This is a genomic window from Nostoc sp. C057, assembly GCF_013393925.1.
In the GTDB taxonomy this organism is placed as follows: Bacteria; Cyanobacteriota; Cyanobacteriia; order Cyanobacteriales; family Nostocaceae; genus Nostoc; species Nostoc muscorum_A.
This window is the reverse complement of record NZ_CP040281.1, coordinates 3853632-3867007: the sequence shown is the minus strand read 5'-3', so window position 1 is coordinate 3867007 and position 13376 is coordinate 3853632. Positions and strand designations below refer to the sequence as shown.

The 13376-nt window shown below is 43.2% G+C and carries 9 protein-coding genes; all 9 read left to right on the top strand.

Annotated features, from left to right (window positions below):
- Positions 1-61: 61 nt before the first annotated feature.
- Entirely contained in the window at positions 62-1012 is a 951-nt protein-coding gene (locus FD724_RS16565) for a D-2-hydroxyacid dehydrogenase (RefSeq protein WP_179073385.1), read from the top strand.
- A 451-nt stretch (positions 1013-1463) separates the two neighbouring features.
- Positions 1464-2810 (top strand): NAD(P)/FAD-dependent oxidoreductase, encoded by a 1347-nt coding sequence (locus tag FD724_RS16560; protein WP_114081401.1) that lies wholly within the window; start codon positions 1464-1466, stop codon positions 2808-2810.
- A 1156-nt stretch (positions 2811-3966) separates the two neighbouring features.
- Positions 3967-6300, top strand: a complete 2334-nt coding sequence (locus FD724_RS16555; protein ID WP_179073384.1) for a GMC family oxidoreductase N-terminal domain-containing protein — start codon at positions 3967-3969, stop codon at positions 6298-6300.
- A gap of 219 nt (positions 6301-6519) precedes the next feature.
- Positions 6520-7569, top strand: a complete 1050-nt coding sequence (locus FD724_RS16550) for an esterase (RefSeq protein ID WP_179073383.1) — start codon at positions 6520-6522, stop codon at positions 7567-7569.
- A gap of 73 nt (positions 7570-7642) precedes the next feature.
- A complete protein-coding gene (locus tag FD724_RS16545; RefSeq protein WP_179073382.1) occupies positions 7643-8560 on the top strand; it encodes an acetoacetate decarboxylase family protein in 918 nt (305 codons plus the stop codon).
- Positions 8541-8699, top strand: a complete 159-nt coding sequence (locus FD724_RS16540; protein WP_159402514.1) for a hypothetical protein — start codon at positions 8541-8543, stop codon at positions 8697-8699. Before FD724_RS16545 ends, FD724_RS16540 begins: the two co-directional genes overlap by 20 nt.
- A 41-nt stretch (positions 8700-8740) precedes the next feature.
- The gene (locus FD724_RS16535; protein WP_179073381.1) at positions 8741-9160 is read left to right on the top strand and encodes a patatin; all 420 of its coding nucleotides are present in this window, start codon (positions 8741-8743) and stop codon (positions 9158-9160) included.
- Positions 9141-10682, top strand: coding sequence for a patatin-like phospholipase family protein (locus FD724_RS16530; protein ID WP_179073380.1), 1542 nt, complete (start codon positions 9141-9143; stop codon positions 10680-10682). Before FD724_RS16535 ends, FD724_RS16530 begins: the two co-directional genes overlap by 20 nt.
- A 54-nt stretch (positions 10683-10736) precedes the next feature.
- Positions 10737-13151 carry a family 1 glycosylhydrolase gene (locus FD724_RS16525; protein WP_256874290.1) on the top strand — a complete coding sequence of 805 codons (2415 nt, stop codon included), beginning with the start codon at positions 10737-10739 and terminating at the stop codon, positions 13149-13151.
- Positions 13152-13376: the final 225 nt, after the last annotated feature.

The following is a 13376-nucleotide window of genomic DNA, read 5'->3' as shown; positions in this document are numbered from 1 at the left end:
AAGAGGTGTTGCCGATTGGGTTACACAATCCAAAATCCAAAATGGAATTAGGGAGTAGCAAATGGTGAAATTGATTTTACCCGATCATCTCATTGCTGATATTGAGCCTTATCTACCGCCTGATATAGATGTTGTGGAGGTGGATAGTGAAGGTAATCTTGATGGTGATGTCAGTGATGCAGAAGTTTATGTCAACGGATTTTACTTGAAAACTTCTACCCTTGACAAAGTACTGACAGCAGCGCCTAGGCTGCGTTGGCAACAGTCACCGAGTGCTGGCGTGAATCACATCCTTACGCCAAATTTTTTGCAAAAGGATATTATGCTCACTAATGGCGCAGGGGTTCACGCGATTCCAATTTCGGAATTTGTACTGGCATTCATGCTCTATCACGCCAAGAATCTGCGAAAATTGCAAACTTTGCAGGATGAACACACCTGGGTGAGAGGAGTGTTTCTCGAAGAGTTAGCAGACGCGACTTTATTAATTCTCGGCACTGGGAATATAGGTCAAGCGATCGCATCTCGCGCTAAAGCCTTTGGTGTTAAAGTTTGGGGGAGCCGCCGCCATCCCGAACCCTTACCGAATTTTGACAAGATTGTTGGTGCTGATGAATGGCGATCGCTCCTACCCGCAGCCGACTATGTAGTAATTGCCACGCCACTAACCCCAGAAACGAAAGGCTTGATCGATGAAGCCGCCTTGCGCTCTATGCGTCAGTCTGCTTACTTAATTAATATTGCTCGTGGTGCGATCGTTGATGAAACAGCATTATTCACCGCACTAAGTGAGGGATGGATTGCAGGTGCTGGATTAGATACAGTGGCTACAGAACCTCTGCCACCGGAAAGTCCTTTGTGGTCGTTGCCGAACGCCTTTATCACCCCCCATTGTTCAGCCCTATCACCACGACTGAGAGAGCGCATAGCACAACTGTTTATCGACAATCTTAAACGCTATCAAACCGGTCAACCCTTGCGGAATGTCGTAGACAAGAAAGCGGGATATTGATTGGGAATTGGGAATTGGGCATTAGCCTGGATTTCTCACAAGTGAGAAATCCAAGGGGTGTGGGAGGTGTGGGAAGTGTGGGAGGATGGGGAAGAAGTCTTACCCCCCACACTCCCCACACTCCTCTTCGGTCACTCTCCGAACACAAGAATCAAAAGCAATGTTTAAACCTTAGACTAGGGTTGGGTTTGTGGCTTTATTTTCTAGTATGATAAATATCATCATCGCTTTATCACGAAACTCTTGTGTAGCAAGAACTTCATCTTTTTATCTGAGAAAAGTGATACAAGAGGGATATCTAGAGAAGCAGTCCAATAAAAGTAGTGAATACTAACTTTGGATACTTTTAGTATTTTTTCAATTGTTCTAAATAAACAGCAACCACTATCATAATGCTGTTACATCTTTGTTAAGAATAGTTACAAGTTCTTAACACAAGGAAATATCTCGTATGGAAGTCTCACTTGAAAAGAATGCACCACATCGGGTTGTCATTGTTGGTGGTGGCTTTGGTGGACTGTATGCAGCAAAGGGTCTGAATGCAGCGAATGTAAATGTTACTCTCATTGATAAACGAAACTTTCACCTATTTCAGCCGCTTTTATATCAAGTTGCCACAGGTACGCTATCACCTTCTGATATTTCCGCACCATTGCGATCTGTATTCAGCAAAAGCAAGAATACAAAGGTGTTGTTGGGAGAAGTACATGATATTGATCCAAAAGCGCAACAAGTTATTTTGGGTGATGAAGTAGTACCTTATGACACATTAATTGTTGCCACAGGTGCTAACCATTCCTATTTTGGTAAGGATCATTGGGAAGAAGTTGCTCCTGGCTTGAAAACTGTGGAAGATGCGATAGAAATGCGTCGCCGGATATTTGGCGCATTTGAAGCAGCAGAAAAAGAAACTGATCCCGAAAAACGTCGCGCTTGGTTGAGTTTTGTGATTGTGGGTGGTGGCCCGACTGGTGTAGAGTTAGCAGGTGCGATCGCAGAATTGGCATACAAAACTCTTAAAGAAGATTTCCGCAGCATCGACACTTCAGAAACGAAAATTTTACTATTACAAGGGGGCCCTCGCATCCTCCCACACATGGTGCCAGAGTTATCGGCATCAGCAGCAGTATCTTTGCAAAAGTTGGGTGTAGAACTGCACACTCACACCAGAGTGACAAATATTGAAGGTGATATTGTTACTTTCAAGCAAGACAATGAATTTACAGAAATTGCCTCAAAAACTATATTGTGGGCAGCAGGTGTTCAAGGTTCCCCAATGGGGAAAGTCTTAGCAGAAACTACAGGTGTAGAGCGCGATTACTCTGGGCGTGTAATTGTAGAACCTGACTTGTCTATCGAGGGTTATGACAACATTTTCGTAATTGGAGATTTAGCCAACTTCTCCCATCAAGATGCTAAACCTTTACCTGGTGTTGCACCTGTAGCTAAACAACAAGGAGAGTACGTAGGTAAACTAATTCAACGACGGCTTAAAGGTAAGACTTTGCCACAATTTCATTACAACGATGTGGGTAGTTTGGCGATGATTGGGCAAAATTTAGCTGTTGTAGATTTAAGCTTAATCAAACTCACAGGTTTCATTGCTTGGGCATTTTGGCTATTAGTTCACATCTACTTCTTAATCGAGTTTGACACTAAATTACTAGTAGTATTTCAGTGGGCGTGGAATTATATCACTCGTAATCGTCGCTCTAGATTGATTACAGGTCGAGAAGCTTTTGTAGAACCAAAAACTGTTAACAATATAGTGCAAGAGCCTTCTGGAACACCTCTGTAACTTCATCACAGCATTTGTCGACTGGTAGAATCGTTAAAGATGTAGTGCAGTGAATAATGGAGCGAACGAAAGTATCAAATGTCTACCAAACTGGTGAAGTCTGCCAAATTATAGCTAAGGAAAACCCCCAATTTAGGGGCAAGCGTGGGTGCTGGCATAGCCTCTTCAAAAACTATGCGTTTTGTCCGACTAGCACCCTGGCCTAAGTTCTGAGGTAGAAATATTTATCAACCAAATTAATGTTGTCGTTGATAGCCTGATATAGATAGCCCCCTTACCGCTTACGCGGTGAGGCAGGGTGGATTAATTGTCTAGAGAGAAAAATTAAAACCCTCATTCTTGCGTTCATAAATCCAGTTCCCCTGTTAGCAGGCTGACGAGGTTACGGGGATTACAAATTTTCTCTCCGCACAATTAATCCACCCTGTACCGCTTACGCGGTGAGGGGGTTGGGGTTCTTGTACCTCACAAAGGCTGAGAACTGCTATAAGAGGATGTTTGAAAAGTCCTCTTGACCCTGATTCTCAGATAGGGGCAATTTATGAATTGCCCCTACCGTGTGTAGTTTTGCATAAGTCCTATTAAAGTAACCCGTGAACAAAATCGAATTGAACATTGCCAAAAATTGTCTGCAATGCTACGCTGTGACTGAAATTGTACATACTATAAGTATGTATAAATTTCAGAGTTAATTTAATCATTAGCTTGGTTAATTTAAGTAAAAGAATGTTAACTTTCTTGTTAACCTGCATATAACACCGAGTTAGCTCCGATAACTGAATCGTATAACTAAATTGGTTGTCTAATCCAAATTAATCAGGCTTTAGTTTTGATTAAAGCCACACATAACTTATTCGTATAATCCCTCCCTAAACCTCTCCTCCACAGAGATAGAGGGGTTAATTCTTACTACCCTTACCTTTTAGTGAAGGGTTTAGGAATTAGGTTTGAGTGCAATTTGTACACGACAACAAATTATTATCGATACCATTTTTATTGAATTTTCTGGAAAAGCTTTGATTGCTTTTGAATTGCAATACTAGTAGTTAAAAATCCGACTGCATCATCAGAAATTCTCATTAGATTAGCTTTTGCCTCCATTTGTAATCTAGATGAGTATATATTTTCATGTCCATAATTTTTAAGGATGAATATAATGACTCGTTTATCCAGCCCGATTGAAAACTTAAAAAATTACTATACAGTTGTAGTTATTGGTTCTGGTTATGGTGGTAGTATTGCCGCATCGCGTTTAGCACGAGCCGGACAGCAAGTGTGTATTTTAGAGCGAGGGAAAGAATTCCAACCTGGTGAATATCCCAAGACTCAAAGCAAAGCATTGGCACAAATGCAGATAGATTTGCCACAACATCATCTAGGTTCGCACACAGCTTTGTATGACTTCCATGTGAATAAAGACATTAATGTATTTATTGGTTGTGGACTAGGTGGAACATCTTTAGTTAACGCCAATGTGTCATTACAAGCTGAACCGCGTGTATTTGCAGATTCACGCTGGCCAAAGGAATTGCGTGATGATGTTGGGACTTTATTAGCCGCAGGTTATTGTCGTGCAGAGGAAATGCTCAAACCTACTCCCTACCCCGAAAATTTTCCTCCTCTGCCAAAATTACAAGCTTTAGAAAAATCGTCTAAATATTTGAATGAAAAGTTCTATCGTCCCCCCATCAATGTGACATTTAAAGATGGGGTGAATCATGTCGGTGTAGAACAAAACAAATGTAATCTCTGCGGTGATTGTGTTTCTGGCTGTAATAATAAAGCCAAAAACACCGTGTTGATGAATTACCTCCCAGATGCAAAAAACCACGGTGCAGAAATCTATACACAAGTTTCCGTGCGACGAGTTGAACGTCAGGGGAATCGCTGGCTAGTCCATTACCAATTATTAAACACGGGGCAAGAAAACTTTAATGCTCCCACAATGTTCGTCAGTGCTGATATTGTAATTCTGGCGGCTGGGACATTGGGATCTACAGAAATTTTGCTGCGTTCTCAAGCTGCTGGTTTAGCTGTATCTGAGAAATTGGGACATAATTTTACAGGGAATGGTGATGTCCTAGCTTTTGGCTATAACACCGAGCAAGTAATTAACGGTATTGGTTTTGGCGATCGCCCGGAGAATACCCAAGAACCAGTAGGGCCATGTATTACCGGTATCATAGATATGCGAGAACAGCCCCAATTAGATAACGGACTAGTTATTGAAGAAGGCTCAATTCCTGGAGGTCTAGCTGCTATATTACCCCAAACCCTTGCGGCGGCTGCCAAAATTTTAGGTAAAGACACCGACTCTGGTTTCGGCGATCGCATCGAAGAAAAAATCCGCGAAGTTGAGAGTTTGACTCGTGGTGCTTACACTGGTGCAGTCCGCAACACCCAAACCTACTTAGTCATGACCCATGATGATGCAGCCGGACAAATGTACTTAGAAAATGACCGTCTCCGCATTAAATGGCAAGATGTAGGAAGCCAACCCATTTTTCAACGAGTCAATAATCGTCTCACAGAAGCCACCGAACCCCTAGGCGGTACACAAATTCCTAATCCCATTTGGTCTGATGCCTTTGGTCATGACTTAGTTACAGTCCATCCACTAGGAGGCTGTATCTTAGCGGAAGATGCTGAACACGGTGTTGTCAACCATAAGGGACAAGTATTTGCTAGCAACCAAGGAACAAACGTCTACGAAAACTTATATGTAGCCGATGGTTCAATAGTTCCTCGGACATTAGGTGTAAATCCACTACTGACAATCTCTGCTCTAGCAGAACGCTGCTGTACCCTCATTGCTAAAGACCGGGGTTGGACGATTAATTATGATTTGACTACCCCGTCCATAGTCAACGGTGACACTACCCGTTCTACCACAGTCGGCATTCAATTCACCGAGACCATGCGCGGCTACTTTTCTACCGCAGTCAAAGACGACAACTATCAGCCTGCATTCTGGCAAGGCAAACAAGACAACTCGCCTCTAGAGTTCACCGTTACAGTAATTGCCGATGACTTAGACAAACTACTCAACGACCCCGAACACCTAGGGAAAATAGTTGGTGTAGTTAAAGCCCCCGTTCTATCACCAGAAGCCCTAACCGTCACCAATAGCGATTTTAATTTGTTTGTTGTTCAACAAGGCCAACAAAACACCAGACAAATGCGTTATCGCTTACACATGATGACGCAATCAGGACAACGTTATTACTTGAAAGGCTTCAAGCAAATTCATGATGACCCAGGATTCGATGTTTGGTCTGACACCACCACACTATTCATCACCGTTTATAAGGGCGACAGTGAGAATGATCCCATTGTTGGTCAAGGCATTCTCAAAATTCAGCCGATGGACTTCATCAAACAAATGACCACTATGAAAGTTACCAATGCAGATACTATTGGGGAACGCCTACAAGCAATAGATAGATTCAGTCGTTTCTTTGCCGGCACTTTAGCGGAAGTCTACATTTAACTTTAGGAGACAGAAGGTATGACAATACGGTTCGGTTAAAGGGGAAAGGGTACAGGGGAAAGGGAAAAGGTTTTGAATACATCCTTTCCCCTTTACCCCTTACCCTTTACCCAGACCACAAGGAAAGTGAAAAATGCTTATCCGAACCGTATTTGGAGCTATGAGGCAGAGGGAAGGAGGTAATTCCCAATGCCCTAATCTATTAACAAATCTATCAAAATGAACACCACAACATATACTCAATCTTTACAAGAAAGAATAGTACCTTTTACTAGCAAAGATGGCTTTGAATGCAACTTAATTAACGTTAGAGGTGAAAAGCCTCCTACTAAATCGCCTGTATTACTAGCGCATGGTGCAGGAGTCAGAGCAAATATCTTTCGCGCTCCTGTGGATACTAATATAGTTGATTACTTAGTTGCTCATGGTTATGACGTATGGTTAGAAAACTGGCGTGCCAGTATTGACCTAAATCCTAATCATTGGACACTTGACCGAGCCGCAGTGAATGACCATCCACAAGCGGTGAAAACAATTGTCGAAGAGACGGGTTATGAAGAAATCAAAGCTATCATCCATTGTCAGGGATCTACTAGTTTCATGATGTCTGTGGTGGCTGGCTTAGTCCCACAAGTCAAAACTATTATCAGCAATGCCGTTTCACTGCATCCAATTGTACCTTCATGGTCATCTTTCAAAATCAATTTTGCAGTACCAGCAGTCAATTTTCTCACCGATCATTTAAACCCACAATGGCAAATAGATTCACCAAGTTTAGCTGCAAAAATCATCTCTCTGTTCGTGGGTCTTACGCATCACGAATGTAATAATTCAGTCTGTAAACAAGTTAGCTTTACTTATGGGACTGGCTTCCCGGCATTGTGGGAACACGCCAACCTCAACGAAGCCACCCACGAATGGCTGAAGCAGGAATTCGCCTATGTGCCGCTCAGTTTTTTCGCACAAATGTCTCAGTGCATCAATCATGGACATCTAATTTCTGTTGATAACTTCCCCGATTTACCAAAAGATTTTATTGCCCAACTACCAAAAACCGATGCCCGGATTGCATTTTTTGCTGGGCAACTTAATCGTTGCTTTCTGCCACAAAGTCAGATAGAAACTTTTAAATATTTTGACTCTTTGCGTCCTAATTACCATGCTTTACACGTTCTGGATAACTACAGTCATTTAGACATATTTATGGGTAAGAATGCAGCCCAAGATGTATTCCCTTTAATACTTACAGAATTAGAAAAGACTCTGTGAAAAGTGCAGATTGAATTCTCTAGACCTGTGTTACCTTCTCTCCACCAATAAATTTAATTATGTGTGAAAAAATATGATACCTCAACGTTTAAAACAACAAACAGGACTTTATTCCCTAGTTGATGGCATACCTTTTCAGTTACCCGTTAATTCTGAACATACACCAGCATTGATGGCGGTATTTACGATTAACGCTGATCGCGCTAAAGAATTGATCCTAGCAAAGGAAGTACATCCTCTGCGGCTATGGAATAATCAGGGGTTGTTAGTGATCACGGTGATTAATTATCAGATTACTGACATTGGTAAATACATCGAATTTAGTATTGCGATCGCCTGCACTCATGGCGCGAAACCAGCCCCGCCATTACTACCTGCTTTATTGATGCAACAGTACGGCACTGGGCAGTATGTACTTGATTTACCTGTTAGTACCGAAATTTCTGTCAAAGGGGGTAAAGGAATTTGGGGAATGCCCAAACATCAAGCTAACTTGGACTTTGTGATTGGCGATCGCACCGTCAGCAGTCAATATGATTTAGATGGGCAACTAGTGATGAAAATTGAAGTTGCCAAACCCGCCAAAGCTTGGTTTCCCCTGAAAATGGGTGCAGCAAACTACTGTGCATTTCGCGGGATGTTGATGAAATCCGTGATTTACTTTCAAGGGAAATTGGGATTTTCGCTGTTCAAACCGAGTTCAGCCAAACTTACCATAGGCGATCATCCGCGTATCCAATCACTAAAACACCTAGAAATTAGCCCCGAACCTATATTTACAGGCTTTTTCCCGGAAATCACAGGGATGCTAGATGACCATTTGGAGAGTTGGTTTCTTGGCTATGACACACCCCCTACACAACAACCAGAAGGTTTAGAAAGTGTAGTTAATTTAGGTTTGGGTCAAGAATGGCTACCAGCGCCAAAGGCATTGCCCAAGGATGATCAAGCCGAGATGTATGTAGTACCGAATGGCACTAAGAAAAGCTGAAACCTCGTCAGGGCATGGTGTGGGAGGTGTGGGAGGCGTGGGAGGATGGGGAAGAAGTCTTACCCCCCACACTCCCCACACTTCCCCCACTCCCCACACTCAAAAAGCAAGTTATATCAGGGCTTTGCGATTAACTTAGTGCCATTCGTATGTAGTACCAATTCAAAATCAATCAAAAATATGATCAATAACGGTAAAATACTCCACTTATCATTAATTGGCATTGCCATTTTCACCATTGTGAGTGGATTGTTGCAAATGGTTTTGCCTAGTTTGGTACTCTACATTGTCTCAGCAGAAGTAACCCCGACTAGCCAGCATTTTTTTGCCATCATCGGTATGTTTATGCTGCTATTTAGCGGCGCACTGTTACAAGCATTAATCAGCCCACAACCCCAACCTATTGTATTAATTTGGGCAGGATTACAAAAATTTGGTGCTTCAATAGCCGTTTGTTTGGCTGTTATCAAGCTAATTTTTTCCCCATTCGCACTGCTACTTACTGGTTTTGACCTGTTATCAGGAGTATTGATTTTCTGGTACTTGTTTCGCTTGCGTACTTTCACACCAGGATACACTTATGAGCAACCAACCGCATAAACCTTACGGCACTCCTGAATCAACATACTCAGGGAATAAACGTTCCTTGATTTTAGCTGGTGGTGGAATGCGTGTAGCTTACCAAGCTGGAGCTATCCGCGCCTTACTCGAATCAGGACTGTGTTTTAATCATGCGGATGGTACTTCCGGCGGTACGATGAATTTAGCAATGCTGCTATCTGGACTATCGCCGATTGAGATGTGCGATCGCTGGCGGACTTTGAATGTTAAAGATTTTGTCTCTTTTATCCCTCTAGAAAAATACCTCAAAGCCTGGGATTTGTTGTCTATGGGAGATGCAGACGGCATTATTGATCGCGTTTTCCCCCACTTGGGAATTGATATCAGCAAAATCAATGCCTCGGAGGGAATGCAAGGTACATTTAATGTTTGCAACTTTACCCACAAAACGAATGAAGTCATTCCCCACGATCGCCTAGATTTAGATTTATTGGTTGCGGGGATTTCTCTCCCCATCTTTATGCCACCTGTACAGAAAGGTGATTATCTCTACATGGATTCCGTGTGGATTAAAGATGTTAATCTCATGGAAGCGGTGCGCCGGGGTGCAGATGAACTTTGGGTATTGTGGTGCATTGGCAATAGTAGCGAATATCAAACGGGAATTTTTAATCAATATGTCCACATGATGGAACTGAGTGCGAACGGGGCATTTTTTGAAGAGTGCGATCGCATCAATGAAATCAACCAGAGAATTTTGCAAGGGGAGACAGTCTACGGACATACCCAACCGATCAAACTCCACCTCATCAAACCCGCTTATCCTTTACCTCTTGATCCTGATTACTACTTGGGAAACATTGATGGTGCAACTTTGGTTGATATGGGTTACGCCGATGCTAAACAATATTTGCAAACCATGTCACCCGCAGGATTGCCCTTCCAGCCAGACGTGACCCGAATGCACAACAATTTGCCAGGAATGACTTTCCGCGAAAGGATGGCGGGTGGATTTGTTTTAAATGAGACTGACCCAATCCAGGGTGCAGCAAAAGGCAAAGCGCACAATTCCCGACTCTCATTGCAACTGACAATTAACATTTGTGACTTAAAACGTTTTTTGAGTGATACCACTTACACTGCTAGTATTGCTGGTAATATTAGTTTTACAGATTTTGGCGAACACATTCCCCTCAAAAGTGGCGTGTTTAACCTGTTTGCTCATGACCAGAATCCCGGATATAAATACATTACTTATGAACTTGCTTTTGAACATGGTAATCAAGATTACTACTTAGTAGGCAAGAAAGAACTGCATAACGATCCGGGATTTGATTTGTGGCAAGACATGAGAACTATCTATACTTACCTACTTCAAGGTATAGATAAAAACAGTCTGGTTATCGGTGCAGGAATTTTAACTCTAGATGTGGGTGACGTAACCAAGTGCGTTTCCGGGTGGCGAATCACTAACGCCAAGTCACTGACAGAGAAAACTACATTATTGGCAGAGTTTGGTAGTTTTTTCTGGGGCAATATTTGGGAAACTTACCAACCGTAAATTCCAAATTAAACCTCTGCTGAGTGGAGTATAAAGGTTTAAGGGTGTAGGGGAATGGCACTAAGAAAAGCTGAAACCTGGTCAGGGCAGGGTGTGGGAGGTGTGGGAGGTGTGGGAGGACGGGGAAGAAGTCTTACCCCCACACTCCCCACACTCCCCACACTCCCCACACTCCCCACACTCCCCACACTCCCCCCTCTCCCCACACTCCCCAGTATTGTCTTGCCTTCTGCCTTCTTTCACAACTTTTCAGGAGAAATTAACATGAGTGATCGCCTTACGCCTTTACCCTCATCATTCTTATTCGGTGTTGCAACTGCTGACCATCAGTGTGAAGCTTACGATTCCCAGTTTGAAGATATTCGAGATGTATGGGAACGTCGTCGCGGGATTACGGTCAGGGGTCGAGCTACTGACTTTTGGCATCGCTACGCTGAAGATATCGCCTTAGCTCAGTCCCTTGGTTGCAAGTCTTTCCGGTTTTCGATCGCTTGGTCACGGGTAGAACCTGAACCCGGTAAGTTCAGTGAAGAAGCTTTTGAACATTATCGCCAAGTAATTGAAACTATCAGATCGCATGGTTTAGAACCAATTGTAACTCTGCATCACTTCACCCATCCCATCCATGTAGAAGCACGGGGGGGATTAACTGCGCCAGAATTTCCAGCTATTTTTGCTAACTACGCCACAGAAGTCGCCAAGCGTTTGGGTCATTTGGCACGTTATTGGATTAGCTTTAACGAACCTAGTCAATTAATTTACGGTTACATCAAACCTTGGTGGGAAAGAGCCTATTTTATGCCCCCAGGTTTAGAGCGCGGTGCGACTATTGCCGATCAAATGACCTCTGTACAGAAACTCATGCGGAATTTGTTTGTCTCCCATACACGCGCCAGAAATATCCTCAAACAGTACAACCCAGATGCTCAAGTGGGAGCAAACCCCATGTTATTGGGTTTGCCTCTATGGTTGCAGAAATTGGTGGATCGCAATGTCACTAATCTGCGTCGTCCCGAAGATATGATTTCTCAGGGTAAACGTTTTACTGAGCGCAGTTTGTTGGAAAAGGGAAAAGTTGATGTTGTCATTGCTAATTTGACTATTACCGCCGAGCGACAACAGCAAGTAGCGTTTTCGGAAACTTATTATCAGGCGGGGCAATTTCTCTTAGTCAAAGCTAGCAGTCCCATTCAGCAACCAAAAAATCTGGCTCAGAAAACAGTAGCAGTTGTCAAAAGTTCGACGGCGGAATCTACCATAGAATACCTGTTACCCACAGTTGAAGTCAAAGTAGTAGAAGATTACGCTGATGCCTTGCAAGCCTTGGATTATGAGCAAGTTAGTGCCATTCTTGCAGATGACACAATTCTCTTGGGTCTGATGACACAACAACCAGGGCAATATCGACTGGTGGGTAAAAATGGTGAAGGGCTGACAGTAGAGAACTATGGTGCAGCTGTAGTTAAAGGCGATCGCGCACTATTGAATATTGTAGATACAGTAGTGCGACAGTTTAAAGAATCTGGTGCTTGGCAAGCTAGCTATAGTCATTACTTCCCCAATCAACCCGTCCCACCTGTACCGAAAATCGGTAGACGTTCAACCCTAGCTGACATCACCACAGGCGGATCTTCTAGTCCAACTATCGGACAGCCTCAACCCGGTACACCACTGCGACGTATTCAAGACCGTGGTTATTTAGTTGTCGCAGTCAAAGAAAACGTGCCTGGTTTTAGCTACCGCGACCCCAAAACCGGAGAATTTAGCGGCTTAGAGATTGATTTAGCGCGTTTAATCGCCAAGCAAATCTTTGGCGATCCCAGCAAAGTGAAATTTGTCGCCGTTTCCACCCAACAACGCTTACCCGTACTGCGATCGCTCACCCGCATTTTTGACCCAATTTTCAAGATTTTCAGCGTACTTTCCACATCACTGACAAGTAACTGGTGGCACTTAGGTATGGCTGGGAAATTACCCACATTCCTCTGTCCTCAAGAATGTGTAGGTCAACAAGATTTTGTTGGTTTTGACTATTACTGGGGGATTAGCAATCTCCGCCTCAACCGCATTCAACAATTAATGGATGCTGCTTTTGGACGTTTTGGTAATGCGCCAGTTTGGTCTGGTGTTCTCTACGATATGCTCAAATTCCACGCCCAGTTATTCCCCGATAAAGAGATTATGATTATCGAGAATGGCTGTGTAGAAGTAGCCGATAAAGTCGTCAAGCGTGAAGACTACATTCGCCAGCATCTCCAACAAGTGCAACGCGCCCGTCAAGACGGGATAAACGTCATCGGTTATGTCTCCTGGTGCATCACCTCCAACCGCGAATGGGGTCTGAAATTTGGCCCAGATAGCGATTTTGGACTATATCACATTGACCTAGATACAGACCCAGAACTAAAACGCCAACTAACCCCAGCCGCTAACTTATACCGCGATATCATCAAACAAAACAGCGTCTAAGGGATTTCCAAGAAATAAATTATCCAAGAAGACGAACCACAGAGGCGCAGAGGGCACAGAGAGATGAAGAAGAGAGAGGATTGTTGTATGAGATTTTTGAATGTTTTTTAATTTGGAAGTCTCTAATACCAATCCAAAATTCAAAATCCATATTTTACAGGGTTTCTGAGAAATATCTGTTGGTGAATTTTGGAGGATTGCCACAAACCCTCCGCGTACCTACCC

Excerpts from the sequence above, each read along its gene's own strand:
- FD724_RS16565 (WP_179073385.1), top strand. The coding sequence starts at position 62 with ATGGTGAAATTGATTTTACCCGATCATCTCATTGCTGATATTGAGCCT.
- FD724_RS16560 (WP_114081401.1), top strand. The coding sequence starts at position 1,464 with ATGGAAGTCTCACTTGAAAAGAATGCACCACATCGGGTTGTCATTGTT.
- FD724_RS16555 (WP_179073384.1), top strand. The coding sequence starts at position 3,967 with ATGACTCGTTTATCCAGCCCGATTGAAAACTTAAAAAATTACTATACA.
- FD724_RS16550 (WP_179073383.1), top strand. The coding sequence starts at position 6,520 with ATGAACACCACAACATATACTCAATCTTTACAAGAAAGAATAGTACCT.
- FD724_RS16545 (WP_179073382.1), top strand. The coding sequence starts at position 7,643 with ATGATACCTCAACGTTTAAAACAACAAACAGGACTTTATTCCCTAGTT.
- FD724_RS16540 (WP_159402514.1), top strand. The coding sequence starts at position 8,541 with ATGGCACTAAGAAAAGCTGAAACCTCGTCAGGGCATGGTGTGGGAGGT.
- FD724_RS16535 (WP_179073381.1), top strand. The coding sequence starts at position 8,741 with ATGATCAATAACGGTAAAATACTCCACTTATCATTAATTGGCATTGCC.
- FD724_RS16530 (WP_179073380.1), top strand. The coding sequence starts at position 9,141 with ATGAGCAACCAACCGCATAAACCTTACGGCACTCCTGAATCAACATAC.
- FD724_RS16525 (WP_256874290.1), top strand. The coding sequence starts at position 10,737 with ATGGCACTAAGAAAAGCTGAAACCTGGTCAGGGCAGGGTGTGGGAGGT.